Origin of the sequence: Stappia sp. WLB 29, from assembly GCF_023507705.1 — a bacterium.
GTDB lineage: Bacteria > Pseudomonadota > Alphaproteobacteria > Rhizobiales > Stappiaceae > Stappia.
Genome location: NZ_JALBGD010000016.1, coordinates 42,375 through 60,730, shown reverse-complemented (window position 1 = coordinate 60,730; position 18,356 = coordinate 42,375). Strand labels below are relative to the sequence as shown.

General features: G+C 66.9%; 18 protein-coding genes. 12 read left to right on the top strand and 6 right to left on the bottom strand.

Translation table 11 applies throughout. The annotated features are described in order from the left end of the window. Positions 1-130: 130 nt before the first annotated feature. The 5 genes from MNI96_RS21040 to MNI96_RS21020 all read right to left on the bottom strand — a co-directional run bounded on the left by MNI96_RS21040 (position 131) and on the right by MNI96_RS21020 (position 7,860). Positions 131-2,200 (bottom strand): elongation factor G, encoded by a 2,070-nt coding sequence (locus MNI96_RS21040; RefSeq protein WP_249696374.1) that lies wholly within the window; start codon positions 2,198-2,200, stop codon positions 131-133. Between the two features lie 424 nt (positions 2,201-2,624). Then, the gene (locus MNI96_RS21035; protein ID WP_249696372.1) at positions 2,625-3,824 is read right to left on the bottom strand and encodes a pyridoxal phosphate-dependent aminotransferase; all 1,200 of its coding nucleotides are present in this window, start codon (positions 3,822-3,824) and stop codon (positions 2,625-2,627) included. Between the two features lie 147 nt (positions 3,825-3,971). Beyond that, positions 3,972-5,687 carry a TadG family pilus assembly protein gene (locus tag MNI96_RS21030; RefSeq protein WP_249696370.1) on the bottom strand — a complete coding sequence of 572 codons (1,716 nt, stop codon included), beginning with the start codon at positions 5,685-5,687 and terminating at the stop codon, positions 3,972-3,974. A 14-nt stretch (positions 5,688-5,701) separates the two neighbouring features. Next, a complete protein-coding gene (locus MNI96_RS21025) occupies positions 5,702-6,106 on the bottom strand; it encodes a TadE family protein (protein ID WP_249696369.1) in 405 nt (134 codons plus the stop codon). A gap of 626 nt (positions 6,107-6,732) precedes the next feature. After that, positions 6,733-7,860, bottom strand: coding sequence for a PAS domain-containing protein (locus tag MNI96_RS21020; protein ID WP_249696366.1), 1,128 nt, complete (start codon positions 7,858-7,860; stop codon positions 6,733-6,735). A 255-nt stretch (positions 7,861-8,115) separates the two neighbouring features. Between MNI96_RS21020 and MNI96_RS21015 the strand changes: the two genes are divergently transcribed. From MNI96_RS21015 to MNI96_RS20975, 9 genes are all read left to right on the top strand, one after another. Beyond that, the gene (locus MNI96_RS21015) at positions 8,116-8,394 is read left to right on the top strand and encodes a hypothetical protein (RefSeq protein WP_249696364.1); all 279 of its coding nucleotides are present in this window, start codon (positions 8,116-8,118) and stop codon (positions 8,392-8,394) included. After that, the gene (locus tag MNI96_RS21010) at positions 8,394-8,606 is read left to right on the top strand and encodes a hypothetical protein (RefSeq protein WP_249696363.1); all 213 of its coding nucleotides are present in this window, start codon (positions 8,394-8,396) and stop codon (positions 8,604-8,606) included. Before MNI96_RS21015 ends, MNI96_RS21010 begins: the two co-directional genes overlap by 1 nt. Before the next feature lie 275 nt (positions 8,607-8,881). Next, positions 8,882-9,292: a DUF3775 domain-containing protein gene (locus tag MNI96_RS21005; protein WP_249696361.1), complete on the top strand. Its 411-nt coding sequence runs from the start codon at positions 8,882-8,884 to the stop codon at positions 9,290-9,292. 132 nt (positions 9,293-9,424) lie between these two features. Continuing rightward, complete coding sequence (locus tag MNI96_RS21000; protein WP_249696359.1) at positions 9,425-9,583, top strand: hypothetical protein; 159 nt, start codon at positions 9,425-9,427, stop codon at positions 9,581-9,583. A 58-nt stretch (positions 9,584-9,641) separates the two neighbouring features. Continuing rightward, complete coding sequence (locus MNI96_RS20995) at positions 9,642-10,592, top strand: DMT family transporter (RefSeq protein ID WP_249696357.1); 951 nt, start codon at positions 9,642-9,644, stop codon at positions 10,590-10,592. 22 nt (positions 10,593-10,614) lie between these two features. Beyond that, on the top strand, positions 10,615-11,583 hold the full coding sequence (locus tag MNI96_RS20990) for a heparan-alpha-glucosaminide N-acetyltransferase (protein ID WP_249696355.1): 969 nt from the start codon (positions 10,615-10,617) through the stop codon (positions 11,581-11,583). A 175-nt stretch (positions 11,584-11,758) separates the two neighbouring features. After that, entirely contained in the window at positions 11,759-12,913 is a 1,155-nt protein-coding gene (locus MNI96_RS20985) for an anhydro-N-acetylmuramic acid kinase (protein WP_249696353.1), read from the top strand. Further along, complete coding sequence (locus MNI96_RS20980; RefSeq protein ID WP_249696351.1) at positions 12,910-13,341, top strand: DUF6665 family protein; 432 nt, start codon at positions 12,910-12,912, stop codon at positions 13,339-13,341. Before MNI96_RS20985 ends, MNI96_RS20980 begins: the two co-directional genes overlap by 4 nt. A 167-nt stretch (positions 13,342-13,508) precedes the next feature. Then, positions 13,509-14,519 carry a DUF1402 family protein gene (locus MNI96_RS20975; protein WP_349629213.1) on the top strand — a complete coding sequence of 337 codons (1,011 nt, stop codon included), beginning with the start codon at positions 13,509-13,511 and terminating at the stop codon, positions 14,517-14,519. 80 nt (positions 14,520-14,599) lie between these two features. On the opposite strand, the gene MNI96_RS20970 is transcribed toward MNI96_RS20975, so the two are convergent. Then, a complete protein-coding gene (locus MNI96_RS20970) occupies positions 14,600-15,259 on the bottom strand; it encodes an MBL fold metallo-hydrolase (RefSeq protein ID WP_283776615.1) in 660 nt (219 codons plus the stop codon). Between the two features lie 560 nt (positions 15,260-15,819). Here MNI96_RS20970 and MNI96_RS21940 point away from each other — a divergent pair. The 3 genes from MNI96_RS21940 (at position 15,820) to MNI96_RS20955 (ending at position 18,304) form a co-directional block, all read left to right on the top strand. Next, positions 15,820-16,695: a cold-shock protein gene (locus MNI96_RS21940; protein ID WP_283776614.1), complete on the top strand. Its 876-nt coding sequence runs from the start codon at positions 15,820-15,822 to the stop codon at positions 16,693-16,695. 239 nt (positions 16,696-16,934) lie between these two features. Continuing rightward, on the top strand, positions 16,935-17,456 hold the full coding sequence (locus MNI96_RS20960) for a GNAT family N-acetyltransferase (RefSeq protein ID WP_249696349.1): 522 nt from the start codon (positions 16,935-16,937) through the stop codon (positions 17,454-17,456). Further along, positions 17,453-18,304 carry a 23S rRNA (adenine(2030)-N(6))-methyltransferase RlmJ gene (locus tag MNI96_RS20955; protein ID WP_249696348.1) on the top strand — a complete coding sequence of 284 codons (852 nt, stop codon included), beginning with the start codon at positions 17,453-17,455 and terminating at the stop codon, positions 18,302-18,304. Before MNI96_RS20960 ends, MNI96_RS20955 begins: the two co-directional genes overlap by 4 nt. The last annotated feature ends 52 nt before the right edge of the window (positions 18,305-18,356 follow it).

The following is an 18,356-nucleotide window of genomic DNA, read 5'->3' as shown; positions in this document are numbered from 1 at the left end:
AAAGACATTCTCCCCTGGCATGAGCCCCGAACCCCATGAGGGTAGCTAGGGTGCAAGCAGGCGAAGACAATCTGTCCGTGCAAAAGAGCAGGCGGAGCGCACCGGACAGCGCGCCCCGCCCCTGTCGCATTCACGCGGCCTGGCGGCCGTGCCGGGCAAGCACGAGGTCGGCAGCCTTGCCGGTCAGCTCCGCCAAATGGTCGAAGCGGCTGGAATAGGTCGCAACCCCCGCCGTTGCCGAGCGCAACTCGACGATGAGACCGGACAGCTCGGTCGCCGGCATCAAGGCCTGCACCTCGTCCCAGCCGCTCCAGCCGGGTCTTGCGTCGAAGCCGAGCAACTGCCCGCGCCGCGCGGAGACGATGGCGTTGATCCGCGCCGTCGCCTCGCTTGGGCAGGCGATGGTAACCTGGTGGACCGGCTCCAGCAGCACCGGTCGGCACTCCGGCAACCCCTCGCGCATCGCCTGGATCGCCGCCATGCGGAACGCCTGGTCCGAGGAATCGACGCTGTGATAGGACCCGTCGGTCAGCGTCACCGCGATATCGACGGTCGGAAAGCCGAGCGTTCCGGTCTTCAATGCCTCCTCGACGCCGGCGCGCACCGAGGGGATGTACTGCTTGGGGATCACCCCGCCGGTGATCGTATCATTGAAGACGAAGCCCTCGCCGCGCCCGAGCGGGCGGATGTCGATGGCCACATCCCCGAACTGACCGTGCCCCCCCGACTGCTTCTTGTGGCGGGCGCGCACGGAAGCCCCGGCGCGGATCGTCTCGCGATAGGGGATCGCCGGGTCGCCGGTCTCCACCGCCAGGCCGTATTTGGCCGTCAGCCGCTCCAGCGCCACGCGCAAGTGCATCTCGCCCTGGCCGTCGAGACGCGTCTCGCCCGTATCCTGGCCCTGGGTCACGACGAGGGCCGGATCCTCCTCGCACAGCTTGGCAAGGGCTGCGGACAGCTTGACCTCGTCGCGGCGTTCGCGCGGCGAGATCGCGAGGCCGAGCACCGGCGGCGACATCTCCAGCGGCGCAAGCTGCGGCGCCCGTTCCATGCCGCCCAGCGTGTCGCCGGTCTTGACGCCGTCGAGCTTGCCCAGCCCCACCGTATCGCCGGCTTCCGCCTGCCCCCGCTTGGCCGCCTGCTGCCCGCTCAGCCGGTAGAAGCCGGAAATGCGCACCTGTTCACCGTCGGGCCGGGTCAGCGTGTCGGCATCGGCGAGCCGGCCGGCGAGAAGCCGTCCGACCGACAGTTTGCCGGCATGCAGCGTGTGCACGGTCTTGAGGATCTGCACCACGGGGCCATCCGCCTCGTCGAGACCGAGGCGCGCGCGGGTGGCGGCAATGCCCGGCGCGTCGTGGCGCAGCGCCTTGAGCAGACGGCCGACGCCGTTGCCGTGCTCGGCCGAGCCGAAAAGAACCGGGCAAATCAGCCCGTCGCGCATCTCGCCGCCGATATCGGCGAAGATCCGCTCGCGCTCCGGAGCTATGTCCTCCAGCAGCGATTCCATCAACACATCGTCATGGTCGGCGAGCGTCTCCAGCATGGAGAAGCGCGCCTCCACCTCACGTGCCATCGCCTCGTTCGGAATGTCGATCACCTGGCTTTCGGCGTGCTCGCGATAGACATAGGCCCGCTCCAGCGCGAGATCGATGAAGCCCGTGGCGATGCCCTCGTTCCAGATCGGGATCTGGCGCAGCACCAGCGGCACGGCCGAGGCCGGCTGCAGCATTGCCAGCACGTCGCGCAGCCGCGAGGACGTGCGGTCGATCTTGTTGAGGAAGAGCAGCCGCGGGATGCCGCGATCCTCCAGCTGCTTGAGGATCACCTGCAGCGCCGGAACCTTCTTCTCGTCGGCCTCCGCCACCACGACGGCCAGGTCGATGCCGGGCATGACGCCGGCCATGTCGCCGAGAAAATCGACGGCGCCGGGGCAGTCGAGAAAGGTGAAGCGCTCGCCCAGATGTTCCGCCTCGGCCACGTTGACCTCGACGCTCATGGCATGGGCGCGTGCTTCCGGCGCGCCGTCGCCCACCGTGTTGCCGGCTCCCACCGACCCCTGTCTTGCTATGGCCCCCGTGCGGGCGAGCACTGCTTCCAGCAGCGTGGTCTTGCCGCTGCCGAACGGCCCGAAGATCCCGATGCACCGGGGCCCCGTTTCCCTGCCGCCGGCTGCACCGCCATTCACCCTGTCTGCGCCCATGTCGCGTCTCCTTCTCCCGTCGACCCCGCAGGGCCGCGTGTTGTCAGGAGGAGCCGGGCGCGGCTGGCCTAGTGTGGTGAATTTGAAATACGCCTCACTTTGACAGCACACCCAGAGCGTATTTCAATTCGAAAACCACAATAGAAATATAAACTTGCCAGTCACCCTTTTGAATCTGAAGTTCGCTGAGAGCATGCCGCCGAATGCGACGAACTTCAGATTCGGGTGACCGGCGGCACCGCGCACCGGCGCCGCCGCCCGCCGACCGCGGGCGGACGCTCATCGTCGCGCCGATGCCGCAGCGAACGCAAGGGAAACCTGTGCCGCACTGCGGCACGGACGGGGCCGACGGGCCGCGAAACGAAACCGGCCGGCGACATTGCTGCCGCCGGCCGGGGAAAGGCTGGAAAGTGCCCCGGTCGGCTTACTTCAGATTGCCGCAGAAGCGCTGGATACGGGTGCAGGCCTCCTCCAGCGCCTCGGTCGATGTCGCATAGGAGATGCGGAAGTTGGGGCCGAGGCCGAAGGCCGACCCCTGGACGACGGCAACGCCCTCGGCCTCCAGCAACTCGGTGACGAAGTCCTCGTCGGTCTCGATCACCTTGCCGGACGGCGCGGTCTTGCCGAGCGTGCCGGCGCAGGACGGGAAGACGTAGAACGCGCCTTCCGGCGTCGGGCAGCTCAGGCCCTTGGCCTGGTTCAGCATCGACACGACGAGATCGCGGCGGGCCTTGAACACCTCGTTGTTGGCCGGGATGAAGTCCTGCGGACCGTTCAGCGCCTCGACCGCCGCCCACTGGGCGATGGAGCTCGGGTTGGACGTCGACTGGGACTGCACCTTGGCCATCGCCTTGATCAGCTCGACCGGGCCGCCGGCATAGCCGATGCGCCAGCCGGTCATGGCATAGGCCTTGGAGACGCCGTTCACCGTCAGCGTGCGGTCGTAGAGCTTCGGCTCGACCTGCGCCGGGGTGGTGAACTCGAAGCCGTCATAGACCAGGTGCTCGTACATGTCGTCCGACATCACCCACACCTGCGGGTGGCGCAGCAGCACGTCGGTCAGCGCCTTCAGCTCCTCGCGCGTATAGGCGGCGCCCGAGGGGTTCGACGGGGAGTTGAAGATGAACCACTTGGTCTTCGGCGTGATCGCCGCTTCCAGCGCCTCGGCGGTGATCTTGAAGGTCGACTTGTCGGCCTCGACGATCACCGGCTCGCCGCCGGCCAGCAGCACCATGTCCGGATAGCTGACCCAGTAAGGGGTCGGCACGATGACCTCGTCGCCCGGATTGATGGTCGCGATCAGCGCGTTGTACAGCACCTGCTTGCCGCCCGTGCCGACGGTGATCTGCGACGGCTCGTAAGAAAGGCCGTTCTCTCGGCTGAACTTGGCGCAGATCGCCGCCTTGAGCTCGGGGATGCCGTCGACGGCCGTGTATTTCGTCTTGCCCTCGGTGATCGCGGCAATCGCGGCCGCCTTGATGTTCTCCGGCGTATCGAAATCGGGCTCGCCTGCGCCCAGACCGATGACGTCGCGCCCGGCGGCCTTGAGTTCGCGAGCCTTGTTGGTCACGGCGATGGTAGCGGACGGTTTGACGCGCGAAAGTGCGTCGGCGATGAAGCCCATGTTGCTCTCCCGATGAGGCAGGTGCCCGATGAGGCAGGTGGTTGAAGGCGCGCGGGAGACTACTTCCCGCGCTCCTGCCATGCAAGGGAGGATGGCCGCAATCTCGCGGATTTCCGCGGAAGCCGGCTCATCGCCGGCACCCCCGCGTCAGCCGGCCAGCATGCCGCCGCCGCAATGGGCGCCGTGGACACGGATGTCCGCTTCGCCCAGATGCAGGCCCAGCGTCGTCAGCACGCCGTGGACGACCGCATCCAGCGGCTCGGCGATGGTGCCGAGCAGATCGCCCACCGCCGTGAGCAGCGGTCCGGGCAGGATGAGGCCCAGCGTCAGGACCTGCACTTCCAGATCGAGATTGCCGACCAGCGTGCTGACCAGCGACCCGGCGATGGAACCGGTGCCGACCCGCTTGACGGTGCCGCGTTCCAGATCGAGGCCGGTGAAGGTCGCCTGGGTATCCGACATGTTGCCGATGTTCACCTGGGCACGCCCGTTCACCCGTATCAGCGAGGCATCGATGATCTTTGCCCGCGACGGCTGCGGCGTGCGCGAGAAGTCGTTGAAGTCCGCATCGCGCATGTCGCCGATCCAGGCTTCCGCAATGCCCGGGCGTGCGGCCACGGTCACCCGGGACGGCCCGCTCGACGTGCAGGCCATGGAGGCGAGTTGCGCCTGCGCATGAGCAAGGTCGATCATCAGCGGCAGGTTGACGCTGAGGTTCTTCAACAGCCCCTGCCCGCCAACGGAAGCAAGCAGCCGAAGCCGTGCCTGCGCCGTCCGCACGCGGGTCGACTTGGGTCCGATGGCGATCATCGCCGTGTGTTGCGGCATCTCGCCGACGGCAAGGTCGAGCTTCAGGGAAAGCAGGCCCGGCACCTCGGCACCGAGATCGACCCGCACCTGCCGCTTGCCGTTGGCCAGGATCGCCGAGGACGACAGGATCTGCATGGCCGAAACCCGCGCATCGAAGCCCGGCGCCGGATCGCCGATGGCAACGTTCGAGAACGGCCCGAGATCGACCAGCGAGGACAGCGGCACCTTTGCCCCGAGTCCGCCGCCGAGCAGCAGCCGCCTCAGCGCAAGGTTGGCGGCGGCATCGCCGTTCTCGCCCGTCACCTTGGCCATCGCCGCGACGATATCCCCCGCGGTGACCGAGGCATCCAGCACGTCCTGGAACGTGCCCGCCTTGAGATTGATCTCGGAGGCGACCGCATCTATCACCCTCGCGACCTGCACATCGGCAGATGCCAGACCCTGATAGTCCATGACTGTCAGCTCGACCCGGGTTCCCAGCATCTTGCCCAGCAGCTGGTTCGCAACCCCGTCGCGCAGGGCGAGCAGGCGCGTTCCCACGGAAAAGGCGGCAAGCTCGGCATTGGCCGCCATCGACCGCACGCCAAGGGTCGCCGACTGGGCGTTGAACACCTTGGCGAAGTAGAGCCGCCCGGTCTTTTCCAGCGACACTTGCACCGCGTTGTAGGGCGTAGCGTTGGCGGCAAAGCGGCGGGTGTGATCGACCTGCGGATCCGCCGTGTAGCGGCCACGCACGACGGTATAGCGGGCGTCGACGTTATTGGCGGCGAGGGTCGCGGCGACCGCAGCCTCGGCCCGCGGAATGTCCGACGCGCCGGCGACGGCGGCGATATCGGCGACACCCTGCAAGGTGCGCCGCTCCAGGTAGAGCGAGGCCACGTCGATGGCGATGGCCAGCAGCCCCATCATCACGAAGAAGAAGAAGCCGGTCATGATGGCGATCGAGCCGTCGCGATTGCGAAAGAACCCGCCGATGCCGCGCCAGCGCGACGGTCGTCGACAGGTTTTCGCACGTGACAGGGAGGACGAGCAGGACAGGGGGAGAAAAGACATGGTCGGTCTCCTGCTCAGTAGCCGCCGCGCTTGATCACGGCGACACGCCGGATCGTCTGGCTCGGCAGCGGAAGAATGGGACCCAGCGTCCAGATCGGCAGGCGGCTGGCGTCGTAGACGACGGCCACCCGGAACTGGGTGACGTCGCCTGCGACCGGCCCTGCATCGACCGTGACCTTGCCGGCATCGATCAACGCGTACTGGCCGGCGTTGCGCTGCACGTGTTCCGTGACGATGCGCACCCGCTCCTGATCGGTCAGGCCGGCAATCGACGCCCGCGCCGCATCGGCAGCGAGCTGGGCGACACTGTGGGTCGCTCCGAAATAGATGCCGTAGGCGATGATCCCGAGCATCACCAGAATGAACACGGGAAGCACCAGAGCGAACTCGACTGCGGACGCGCCCGATCTTGCACGCAAAAAGTGTTTCAGAACCGCAGGCATCTCAGCCTCCATTCACATAGAATGGCGGTGCAACATGGTTGCCGGTTTCGACGGACAAGGCAGAATGAAGTTGCTTTTCCGCCGCAGATCAATTCTGCTGGCAGCCTTCATACAGGCTCCAGTAAATACTGGACCGAAAAACCAGCAAAACACACCATAAGCACCATCTGATGCATAATAATACAAAACTCGCCCTAAAATTGCGTAAACGTTGATGATTATTAATGATTTCAAACTGCAACATTTTAGGGAAAGCTTATGGTCTCAAGGCATAAAATGCGATCATAACGTAGAGGAAATTAAACGCGACCCCTTGTTACAACTACCGGTTTCGCACCTACTGACAGCGAAGGACGGATCTCTTTGTTTCCCGGTGGGATAAGGTCGGCGCCATGCTCGGCATGCCGAAATATCGTCGGTCGGCTGCCTCCGACCCTTGCGGAGAGCCCGGCGTCAAACGAAAAAGCGCCCGGACGTCATCCGGGCGCTGTCGCGATGGACCTGTTCTGCAACGGGACGAGGGGGAGAAGGCCGCGCGCCCGTGTCAGGCACAGCCGCGGCTGGGCACGCGCGTGCCGAGGGTTGCCTGAAGAGGGTCGCCGCTAGTGCTTGCTTTCGATCAGGAGATAGTGCGTCGGGCCGCTCTCGATCAGCGTCACCCGCATACGCTTGCTCCGCGTCACCCCGTCGAAGCCGCTCACGGTCGCCTGCAGCGGCGTGTTGCCGCCCTTGCGCGCATGTTCGATCAGGCTGACGAAGGTCTTGGGATGCAGCATCGTCTCGGTGATCGGAGCGGATTCCATCAGCTGCTCAGTCACCGCGAAGGTCTTGCGCGCCGCAGTGTTGGCCGAGACCAGCATGCGCGTGCGCACATCGATCACGAGCATCGGCGCATGCACGCAGTTGAAAATTTGCTGGAAGTCGACGCCCCGCTCCTTGACCTTCGACGCGGAAAAGACCACGCCGCCGAGCCCTGCCGACACCCGGAACGGGATCACATCGAAGGTCAGCGTGAAGGAATCGCCACTGGCCAGGAAAAAGCGCTTGCTGCCATCCATCGGCGCCCGCCGCGCCAGTGCGGTCAGCACCACCGAGGCGAGCGTCTTGCCCACGCGATTGGGAATATGTGCGATGTTGCGGCCGATGCACAGCGACGTGTCGCCGATCTCGAACAGCTTGTTGAACGAGTCGTTGGCGTAGCGCAGGTAGCCGAAACTGTCGACGACCAGCACCGACTTCTCGCTGTCCTCCACCAGATGGCGAATGAGGGGCGCGACACCGCGCACCGCCGTGCCGTTCGCCTCGTCCTCGACCTCCGCACCGGACACGGCGATGACGAAGGTTCGACCGCCCTCGACCTGGTAGCGCATCGCCACCAGCGACAGGCCGGCGCCCAGATCGTCGCCGCCAAGCTCTATCGGCCCGGCCGTACCGGTCTTCACCGCCTGCTGAATGAGCCCCAGGATCTGCTTCTGGTCGTTCTGGGCCATATGGCGCATCGCTGTAGACAGCGAAGCCTCGTTCAGTCCCGAGCGATGCTCGAAGTCGAGCGAGCGCGGCTCCAGCCAGATGACACGCTTCGCCTGAATATCGACCGTGAAGAAGGACAGGCCGGCAACCGACATTGCCGGCGCTCCGCTGCCGGCACCCGTCGTAACGGCCGCAGCCTCGCCATCCACCTCGGTCGTGGTCGCAGCCGCCGGCCGGGCAGTCTTCTCCATTGCATCCATCTGGCTTTTCCGGTTGCTGTCGAGCGGGCCGGAATCGGCACGCGCATGACCTCGATCTGTCTTGGAACCGATACTGTCAAAAAAGCTCCTGATATTCGGTAAAGGGACTGCCCCAAATTTACAGGATCCGTTAACCGGACCGCCACGGTTCTGCCGCGAAATGACACCGGAAGCGCCCGATTGGCGGCTTTGGGAAGTCCAACTCGCCGGTCACTTTCTCCCCATCAGGCAAGTCCGATTGGACGGAGAAAAGTCATGCGTTCCACATCCCGATCGTCCCGCACCCGTTCCGGCACCCGTTTCGGCAAGATGCTCAGCGCCCTTGCCATCGCCATCCTCGGAGCTTTGCCCGCCCTGCTGATCGCCTCCAGTGCCCGTGCCTCCGGCAGCCTCGCTGTCGAGGACTGGACGATGGGTGCCCTGCTCGCCGCCTTCGGCAGCATGCTGGTGCTTGTGACAGTGCTCGGCAAACGCCTGTCGCACGGTCTTCTGGCCAGCATTCGCACGCGTTCGCACGACCATGGAAATTCGTGATGCGGACCCTTTCCCTCGCCATAGCCACGGGCCGCAGCGCCCGTGCCTCCACCCGCAGCCGGAGCGATGAGGAACGGGCCGCGATGCTGCTCGCCACTGCGGTCGGCGTCGGTCTGCTCTTCGCCGCCTCCCTGACCTTGTTCGGCGGGCCGCTGACCCATTCGCTCAAGGATCTCGCTCCGCCCCATGCCGCCGCTGGTCAGGACCGCTGACCGAATCGACGCGCCGGTCGGGGCAACGGACCCGCGTGTCGCCACTGGCAAAGCGTTCCGCCAACGCGTAGGCTCGTTTCAGCATGCCGCCCGCAGCCTTGGCGGAGATAACCCGCCGGCACGTGGCACACCCTTGCGATGGATCAAGGTGCCGACTGCGGCCTTGCGGCAAGTGTCTGGACAGGGACGGACTTTCGGCACGCGGCTGCACGACGCAATCCCCGCGCCAGCCAGGCCGATACCGCCCCGCGCAAGACGGGAGCTGAATGCGAGCCATGGCGGTCAATCTGACACTTTCTCCGGCAACAATGCGCATGCTGGTCCAGAAGGCCCGCGCAGCCTCGGCCTCGCATCTCGGCGGCTATGAGGACGGCCGCGACCGGGAGATCGAGTTCGACGCCGACACTCTCCAGGACAGCCATGCCCACGACGGACTCGCCGAAGAAGAGACCGACGACCTGTCGGCCGAAGAACTGGCCGAACTGATCGCGGATCTTAACGTCGATGAAGCTGCCGAACTCGTCGCCACCGTATGGATCGGCCGCGGCGACTACGAGCCCGACGATTTCGACCAGGCGGTCGAAGATGCCCGCGACAGGGCGTTCCGCTCCACGGCCAAGTATCTGATCGGCATGCCGCTTTTCGCAGACCACCTGGAAGCCGGCCTCGACGCGCTGGACCTTTGACGGACGTTGCATCACCCACAGGCATAGGCGAATTCTCTGGATATCCTTCTTTCTGCGTCCCAACGGGATTTACACATTGTTAACCATGACGGTTAACTCTTCGTTGGCGAGAGAAGAGGTCGGAGACACCGCATGAGCTTCACGGACCGTATGCAGGCAGACGAGAAGGCTGGCCTTCAGGCCGATATGCTGAGCGTACAAAAGCCCTCGCCCTGGCCGATCGCCCTTCGCGTTACCAGCGCCGCTCTCCTTGTCACCCTGGTCTTCTGCTACGCCTTCCCTAACGGCTGATTTCCGTCGCTCCATCAAGCCGCTTGCGACCGCTTCGCCTTTCCGGTAGCGCAGGCTGATGAGCCGCACCCTCGCCAACACGCTTCTGCTTCTGACCGCCCTGATCTGGGGCTCTGCGTTCGTGGCGCAGGCCACGGCGATGGAGCATGTCGGCCCTCTCACCTTCACCGGCATCCGCTTCCTGATGGCGGCGCTTGCGGTCCTTCCCTTCGCCATCGCCGAAACGCGACTGCGCCGCGACCGGCCGCTCGACCTGAGGACCGCCGGCGCCTTCACCGCGCTCGGACTGGTGTTCTTCGCGGCAATCTCGCTGCAGCAGATCGGCCTGCTCACCACCACCGTGACCAATGCCGGCTTTCTCACTGGCATCTATGTGGTGCTGACGCCGCTGGTCGCGCTGCTGGCCTTTCGCGAAAAGCCGCATCCGGTCGTATGGCCCGCCTCGCTGGTCACGCTCGGCGGCATCTACCTGCTCGGCGGCGGCGCCCTCTCCGCTCTGACCGTCGGCGATCTACTGATGCTTGTCTGCGCTGTCTTCTGCGCGCTGCATGTCGGCATGATCGGCAGCGTCGTGCGCCACTGCGCCCGCCCTCTACTGCTGTCGGTCTGGCAGTTCGCGGTGGTGGGAACGGCGGCGATCATTCCCGGCCTGCTGCTCGAGCCGGTCAGCATCGACACGGTGCTGGCAGCCGGCCCCGAGCTGCTCTACACCGGGCTCGTCTCCGGAGGCCTTGCCTTCACCCTGCAGGCCATCGGCCAGCGCTGGACACGTGCGGCGGACGCCGCGATCCTGCTGTCTTCCGAGGCGCTGTTCGCCGCTGTGTTCGGGGCGCTGTTGCTGGGAGAGCGGCTCGGCCCGGCAGGCCTCGTCGGCTGCGTGCTGATCTTCGCGTCGATCCTCGCCGTCCAACTGGTACCGATGCTGGTGCGGCGCCCGCACGAGATCGTGGCCGCCCCCGCCATCGTGCCGCCCGTCCCGGCCGAGGCCGAGCCGGCCAGCCCGGCCTGACCGCACGGGAGACGAGACAATCGTGACCGAGATCGCTTCCGCACCCGCCCTTCCCTATTCCGGCAGGATCGATGCGCTCGACGCGGCACGCGGGCTCGCGCTCGCCACCATGGCCGTCTACCACTTCTCCTGGGATCTGAAATGGTTCGGCGCGGTCGACTGGCCTGTCGATTCCGGCCTCGGCTGGCGGATATTCGCCATGTCCATCGCGGCGAGCTTTCTCTTTCTCGTCGGCGTCGGGCAGGTGCTCGCCCATCGCAGCGCCGTGCGGCTGGACCGCGCCCTGCGGCGCGCGGGCAAGATCGCCCTTGCCGCGGCGGTCATCAGCCTTGCCACCTATTTCGCGCTCGCCGAGCAATATGTCCGCTTCGGCATCCTGCATGCCATCGCGACCGGTTCGCTCCTGGCCTTGCCGGCACTGCGCGCGCCGCTCTGGCTCGTCGCTGCGCTCGCCATTGCCGCTCTCGCCGCGCCACATCTGGTGTCGCTGAGCTTTCCCGGCGACGCCTGGCTCGTGTGGACCGGCCTTGTCGCCGACCCGCCGCTGTCGGTCGACTACGTGCCGCTGCTGCCCTGGATGGCGGCGATCCTGGCGGGCATCGTCGCAGGCAGGCTGGCGCTCGCCTCCGGGCTTCTTGCGCGCCTCGCGGCCTGGACGGCACAGGGACCGGCAGCACGCCTAGCCGCACTTGCCGGCCGCCATTCGCTGTTCGTCTATCTCGTCCACCAGCCGGTCCTGTTCGGCCTGGTCTGGACGGCAGCGACTCTCGGCCTGACGCCGGACCGCACCGCGGAGACCTTCGTCGAACAATGCGTGCAGAGCTGCACCATGACCGGGGAAGAGGCCGCCTGCCGCAGCACCTGCGCCTGCACGGTAGAGGCCCTTCGCACGGACGGCACATGGGAGGCCCTGCTCGCACGCCCCGAGGACCCCGGCCTCAACGACCTGCTGGCCGAGCGCTATCGCATGTGCCGGTCGCAGGCGAACTGAAGCCCCTTTCACCGGAAGGTGACGCAGGTCACTTCGCCGACCGCCTCAACCAGGCATTCTCGTGCTACACTTATGAGGCGATTGGGGAATATCGAGTGACGACGGCGATGGCACAAATCGGCCGGCTGACCAGCCGGACCGGCAACAGCCGGGACGACCGGATGGGGGCCCTTGAATGATCCGGCAAGAATGGACCGTCGGCCTGATGACCGGCACGGTGCTGGACGGCAATATCGACGTGGCGCTGCTGCGCAGCGACGGTGAGACCATTGCCGAGTTCGGCCCATGGACGCTTGCCCCCTATCCGTCCGACCTTCGCCCGCTGCTGGTCGAGACCCTGGCCCAGGCCGCCGACTGGGGCTTTTCCGGCGACGAGCCGGAGATCTTCGCCAGGGCTGAAGCCCGCATCACCGAGGCGCAGTCCGAGGCCGTCGCAACCTTCCTGGAGGATGTCGGCCTGCCGCGCTCGGAGGTCGCTGCCGTCGGCTTCCACGGCCAGACGGTGCTGCACCGCGCGCCGGCGCCGCAGCGGGCCGGCCGCACGCGCCAACTCGGCGACGGCGCGGCGATGGCCCGCCGGCTCGGTATCACCGTCGTCAACGATTTCCGCAGCGCCGACATGGCCGCTGGCGGCCAGGGCGCACCGCTTGCCGGCATCTATCATGCCGCCCTGCTGAAGCGCGCGGAGGCCGGTCCGGAGACTGCGGTGCTCAATCTCGGCGGCGTTGCCAACATCACCTGGGTCGATGCCTCCGGCGTGCCGCATGCCTTCGACACCGGCCCGGCCAATGCCCCGCTCAACGACTGGATCGGCCGCAAGGGGCACGGCAGCATGGACCGCGACGGCCGCCTCGCAGCCGCCGGCTCGGTGGACGAGGCTCGCCTCGCCCGCCTGCTCGAGCATCCCTATCTCGTCGCGCCCTACCCCAAGTCGCTCGACCGCAACGACTTCACCTCCGCCATGGCCGACGGCCTGTCGGACGAGGACGGCGCGGCAACTCTGACCGCCTTCACCGCCGGCGCCGTCGCCAAGGCGCTCGACCGGCTGCCCGCCCGCCCGCAGCGGCTGGTGCTGTGCGGCGGCGGCCGCCACAACCCGGTCATGCGCAAGGAAATCGCGGCACGCGCCGAGGTCGAGGTGCTGATGTCGGAGGATTTCGGTTGGCGGGGCGACGCGGTCGAGGCCGAGTGTTTCGCACTGCTCGCCGCCCGCACCTTGCGCGCCCTGCCGATCAGCTTTCCCACCACGACCGGCGTCGCGAGAGCCCAGGGCGGCGGAGTGATCCACGCAGCAACGGCGCATGCGCAGGCAAAGGCAGGCAGTCCATGACGCTGCGCCTTCCGGAGAGCCTGCGACGGCGCCAGTCCGACGATCCGCTCGGTGAGATCTTCCGCGAGGAGGCCGAGGCCGAGCGCATCGCCACGCTCGTGCGCCTCAACAAGGCTCTCGCAAGCTCGCTTCAGCACCTGCAGGCGAGTGCACGCCGGTTCCACGAGGCCGACCCCGAGACACGCGAGGAGGCCCGCAAGCGCTGGCGCCGCCGCCATGCGGAAGCCTGCGAGGCGCTGTGGAACGTACTGATCCAGCGCGAAATATGCGGTCTGCGCCAGCATGACGCTTTCCTGCGCGAGTTCGACGTGCCGCGCTCCGTCCATCTGCTGATGGGTCCTGCGGCAACGGCCATCGAGCCTCCGGATCCGCGGCCGCCTGCCGACCCCGCCCTTCCCGCAAACGACCGGATGCAGCGACCCGCATGATCCCCTCTTCCCCCCTTGCCGGGCTCAAGCCGTGGACCCAGCGCAACACCTCGAGAAATGTTCGCCTGCGCGAAAGCAGGGGCACGCAACAAGCCTTCCCACGGATCGGCTCGCCGGTATATGGACAGGGCATCTCACACGCTCAGCGCCGGACAGCCGTGGCAACCATGACCAGACTTCTTGCCCGCAGCCGGAAAACGGCTGTCAACGCGGCGCTCGCCACCCTGCTGCTCGCTTTCATGCCGGCCCCCGACGGGCCCGACGGCTTTCCCGCACTGAGCAGCGAGGCGCAGGCGGCGACCACCGTCCCGCCCGGCAACCGGAATGCCTCGCAGCCGCGCATCCCCTTCGCCTCGGCCCGCCGCACCGCGGCCGGGAACTCCGGCTACGATGCCAAGTTCGAACGCATCGTCGGGGTCCTGCGCCGCGACAGCCGGCTGATCCGGGACATCAAGCGCGTCGCCGGGCTCTACGGCATCGATCCGGTGCATATGCTGGGCGCCATCGTCGGCGAGCACACCTACAATTACGACAGCCTCGACAGCGCGCAGTCCTACTATGTCAAGGCGCTGAGCTATGCCGGCATCCGAATGGAGTTCTCGCTCGGCGGAGAGCATGTCGAAGACTTCGTCAAACGTCCGCAGTTCGAGCGCTGCAATGCCGGGCGCCAGGACACCAACACGCTCTGGAACTGCTATCAGCGGGTGTGGGACAGCACCTTCCGCGGCAAGCGCGTCGACGGCACCAACTTTCCCCAGAAGACCTTCAACGAGGCGTTCTTCCAGCCGCTTTTCTCCGGCCAGAGCTTCGGGCTGGGACAGCTGTCGCCACTGACCGTGCTGATGATGAGCGACAAGGTCGCCAAGACCAGCGGACTGGACAAGCTCTCGCCCGGCAACGAACAGGAAATCTATCGCGCGGCAATGGATCCGGGCCGATCGCTCCACTACATGGCGGCGATTCTTCGCGACGCCATCGACGCCTACCGCGTCGTCGCCAATGTCGACATCTCGAAGAACCCGGGCCTGACCGCAACGCTCTACAATCTCGGCGATCCCTGGGCACGCGCATCCGAGTACCGGCGCCGGCGAGCGGCGGGCACGCAGACCTGGCCAGAGGAAAACTACTATGGCTGGCTGGTGAACGAGAAGATCGAGGTGCTGCGCGGCCTGCTGTAATCCGGCCGCGCCGAACGCCAGGCAGCGTCCTCGATCCGCGGGGCGGACCGCCGCCGGTCACGCCCGGCGGCGGAGCACTCTCACCTCAGATACGGATTGGTCCGCCGCTCATGGCCGATGGTCGAGGCCGGGCCGTGGCCGGGCAGGAACGTGACGTCGTCGCCGAGCGGCAGCATCTTGTCGCGGATCGAGGCGATCAGCGTCTCATGGTTGCCACCCGGGAGGTCGGTGCGCCCGACGGAGCCGGCGAACAGTACGTCGCCCGAGATGGCGAACCGCAATTCCGGATCGAAGAACACCAGATGGCCCGGCGCATGGCCCGGGCAGTGCAGGATCTGGAAACTGCGGCCGGCCATGGTGAGGTCGTCGCCTTCCGACAGCCAGGTATCCGGTTCGACCGAGCGCACGTCGCCGACGCCGAATTCGCGCGCCTGCTGCTCCACCCGCTCCAGCAGCGGCCGGTCCGCCTCATGCGGGCCGAGCACCGGAACGGACAGGCGTTCGGCCAGCTCGGCTGCACCGCCCACATGGTCGATATGACCGTGCGTCAGGACGATCTTCTCGACCTTGACCCCATGCTCCTCCAGCGCACCCAGAATGCGGTCGACTTCGCCGCCCGGATCGATCACTGCGCCGGCCTTGGTCTCGCGGTCGAAGATGACCGAGCAGTTCTGCTGGAAGGCGGTCACCGGAATGACGATGATCTGGATGGGGGGCTCCTGGCCCTGCTGTTCCGACATGACGGCTCCCGTCGATTGAATGGGATGGATGGGCCGGCGGCTGTGCCGCGGCGGCCCGGGTTGCGGTCGCTGCGACGCCTGCCCCTCTCCGGAGGGCCGTCGCAGGCACGGGCGCTCAGGTAACCCGCCGGCGGTCGGTCTGGCAACCACCGGGTGCGGAAATGACCGGCGGCGAGCACGGCACCTGTCATTTCGGTCAAGGCAAATGCCGCGCTGCTCCGCCCAGCTTTCGGAAAAACCCGCCAGAGACACGGCCCGCAAGGGTTTTCCTTGCCCGGATGGCTTCCAAGACCGTATGATATATGCGCGGTTGGCAAGGCTGGGAGCGGTGCGCAGGTGTCGAAAGCGTGAGTTCGGGCGGTTCGGCAAGACACAAGTCATCGAAATTGGTCACGCTGCACGGTCGCAGCGGATTTCCTTTGGGGAAGTCGTGCGACGAAGTGTGGCTGGCAGCCGCATGTGGAACCCGGCGTAGCAAGGACTGAGAAGGCAGCCCTGCGTCGGACGATGAAGATCTGCGAGCCGGCTGCTGCGGCAGGCTCTTACAAGGTGATGTGAACATGGAAGACTGGCGTTCGGACAATCGTCGGCAGGGAAAGCGGCGCGGCGGTTCGAAGGACTATGGTGGGGACGCGGACGAATTCGGCGCTGGTTTCGACCACGGCAAGCGCAACAAGCCCGAACGGGGCGGACGGCGCGACAGTTTCGGCGAAGCCGGCTGGACCGCCCCGGAGCCGGGCTTCGTTCCGGAAGACCCCTTTGCGTCCGGTGATCGCTTCGGTGGCGGTGGTGATCGCGGCCCGCGCGGTGGCGGCGATCGTTTCGGCGGCCCCCCGCGTGAAGGCGGTGGCGACCGTTTCGGCGGCGGTGATCGTGGTCCGCGTGGCGGCGGCGACCGCTTCGGCGGCGGTGATCGTGGTCCGCGTGGCGGCGGCGACCGCTTCGGCGGCGGTGATCGTGGTCCGCGTGGCGGCGGCGACCGCTTCGGCGGCGGTGATCGTGGTCCGCGTGGCGGCGGCGACCGCTTCGGCGGCGGTGATCGTGGTCCGCGTGGCGGCGGCGACCGCTTCGGCGGCGGTGATCGTGGTCCGCGCGGCGGCGGTGATCGCTTCGGCGGTTCGCGTGAGGGCGGTGATCGCTTCGGCGGCCCGCGCGAGGGCGGCGACCGCGGCCCGCGTCGCGGACCTCCGGTGGAGCGTGGCCCCCGCCAGACGGGCGTCGTGAAGTTCTTCAAGTCCGACAAGGGCTTCGGCTTCATCATGCCGGACAACGGCGATGCCGACGTCTTCGTGCACATCTCGGCGGTCGAGCGCTCCGGCCTCACCAGCCTGGACAGCGGCCAGCGCGTCTCGTTCGAGACCGAGCCGGACCGGCACGGCAAGGGCCCGAAGGCCGTCGAACTCAAGATCGAGGAAGGCGGCGACGAGGAGGCGTAAGCCGCCTGGTAAGTCCGCTTGTCGCCGGGTTGCCGCGCCTGTGGGCCTGCGGCTCCCTTGCGAACAGAGATGACGGCGGCCAGCGATGGCCGCCGTCTTTCGTTTCTCCCCGCGACACTGTCGTCCGGCTCGCTCGCGGGGACGGCCGGGAGTGGTTCTCTTTGCGGCCGCGTTCACAGCCGAGCCTCAGCGACACCGGAAGACTTGCAAGGCGGGCGACAAGCAGCCATAGACCGGACATGATCGACATTCGCCCCTTCACCCCCGCCGATATCGACGAAGCGCTCGCCGCCAACGAGGCCAGCCTGCCGGCCGTCAACAGTCTCACCCCGGACGAACTGAGCGCACTCGCCGCCCAGAGCCGCCATACGCTGGTTGCCGCGGGGCCTGACGGCGTCGTCGGACTGATGGTCTGCCTCGACGAGACCGCCGACTACGACAGCCGCAACTTCGCGTGGTTGAAGGAAAATCTCGGCCGCTTTTCCTATGTGGACCGGATCGCCCTTGCGCCCGCAGCGCGCGGCTCCGGAACCGGAGAGCGGCTCTACCGCAAGCTGCTCGTCCTGCTCGCCGCCGATCCCGACAGGGCGGGCCTGCCGTTGGTCTGCGAGGTCAATACGCGGCCGGCCAATCCGGGCTCCCTGCGCTTCCACCAGCGGCTCGGCTTCGCGGAAATCGGCGCCAACGACCATGGTGACAAGGCGGTCGTCTACCTGGCCCGGGCGGTGATGCCTGCGGAACAGCAAGGAGTTTCAGCGTGAACTATCGGCACGCCTTTCATGCGGGCAATATCGGCGACGTGCTCAAGCACGCGGTCCTCGCCCGCATCCTCACCTATCTCAAGACCAAGGACACGCCGTTCCGGGTCATCGACACCCACGCCGGCCTCGGCCTCTACGACCTGACCAAGGGCGATGCCCAGCGCACCGGCGAGTGGAAGCAGGGCATCGCCCGCGTGCTGGAAACCCCGCAGCCGCCCAAGGTGGCCGAGTTGCTGGCTCCCTGGCTCGACGTCGTGCGCGAGGTCAATGGCGGAAGCGGCAAGCTGACGCTCTATCCCGGCTCGCCGCTGCTCGCCCGCAAGCTGATGCGCGAGCAGGACCGGCTGACCGCGACCGAGCTGCATCCGCTCGACGCGGCCAAGCTCGCCGAACTCTTTGCCGGCGATTACCACACCAAGGTGATCGAGCTCGACGGCTGGCATGCGATCAAGAGTTTCGTCCCGCCGAAGGAAACCCGTGCCCTCGTCGTCGTCGATCCCGCCTTCGAGGAGCAGAACGAGTTCGAGCACCTTGCCTCGGGCCTCTACAAGGCCTGGCGCCGCTTCGGCACGGGCGTCTATATGGCCTGGTATCCGATCAAGGACCGCAAGCTGGTCAAGCGCTTCTACGACGCCATGTCGGTGTCCGGCATCCCCCGGATCTCGGTCGCCGAGCACTTCGCCGGTCGCCCGGCCGCCGACAAGCCGATGGCCGGCAGCGGCCTGATCATGATCAACGCTCCGTGGGTGCTGCGCAGCGAGTTGCAGACGCTGCTACCCTGGCTGACCGAAACCCTGCAGCAGGGGCGCGGCGCCGAGTGGAAGGTCTTCGACCTGACCGGAGAATAGGCGCGGGGTGTGCGCGCTTGCGGCCCCGGTCATACGCACGCTTGACCGGGAC

What these genes read in the sequence shown, in the direction of transcription:
- MNI96_RS21040 (WP_249696374.1), bottom strand. Translation starts at nt 2,200, where the DNA reads ATGGGCGCAGACAGGGTGAATGGCGGTGCAGCCGGCGGCAGGGAAACG.
- MNI96_RS21035 (WP_249696372.1), bottom strand. Translation starts at nt 3,824, where the DNA reads ATGGGCTTCATCGCCGACGCACTTTCGCGCGTCAAACCGTCCGCTACC.
- MNI96_RS21030 (WP_249696370.1), bottom strand. Translation starts at nt 5,687, where the DNA reads ATGTCTTTTCTCCCCCTGTCCTGCTCGTCCTCCCTGTCACGTGCGAAA.
- MNI96_RS21020 (WP_249696366.1), bottom strand. Translation starts at nt 7,860, where the DNA reads ATGGATGCAATGGAGAAGACTGCCCGGCCGGCGGCTGCGACCACGACC.
- MNI96_RS21015 (WP_249696364.1), top strand. Translation starts at nt 8,116, where the DNA reads ATGCGTTCCACATCCCGATCGTCCCGCACCCGTTCCGGCACCCGTTTC.
- MNI96_RS21010 (WP_249696363.1), top strand. Translation starts at nt 8,394, where the DNA reads ATGCGGACCCTTTCCCTCGCCATAGCCACGGGCCGCAGCGCCCGTGCC.
- MNI96_RS21005 (WP_249696361.1), top strand. Translation starts at nt 8,882, where the DNA reads ATGGCGGTCAATCTGACACTTTCTCCGGCAACAATGCGCATGCTGGTC.
- MNI96_RS21000 (WP_249696359.1), top strand. Translation starts at nt 9,425, where the DNA reads ATGAGCTTCACGGACCGTATGCAGGCAGACGAGAAGGCTGGCCTTCAG.
- MNI96_RS20995 (WP_249696357.1), top strand. Translation starts at nt 9,642, where the DNA reads ATGAGCCGCACCCTCGCCAACACGCTTCTGCTTCTGACCGCCCTGATC.
- MNI96_RS20985 (WP_249696353.1), top strand. Translation starts at nt 11,759, where the DNA reads ATGATCCGGCAAGAATGGACCGTCGGCCTGATGACCGGCACGGTGCTG.
- MNI96_RS20980 (WP_249696351.1), top strand. Translation starts at nt 12,910, where the DNA reads ATGACGCTGCGCCTTCCGGAGAGCCTGCGACGGCGCCAGTCCGACGAT.
- MNI96_RS20975 (WP_349629213.1), top strand. Translation starts at nt 13,509, where the DNA reads ATGACCAGACTTCTTGCCCGCAGCCGGAAAACGGCTGTCAACGCGGCG.
- MNI96_RS20970 (WP_283776615.1), bottom strand. Translation starts at nt 15,259, where the DNA reads ATGTCGGAACAGCAGGGCCAGGAGCCCCCCATCCAGATCATCGTCATT.
- MNI96_RS21940 (WP_283776614.1), top strand. Translation starts at nt 15,820, where the DNA reads ATGGAAGACTGGCGTTCGGACAATCGTCGGCAGGGAAAGCGGCGCGGC.
- MNI96_RS20960 (WP_249696349.1), top strand. Translation starts at nt 16,935, where the DNA reads ATGATCGACATTCGCCCCTTCACCCCCGCCGATATCGACGAAGCGCTC.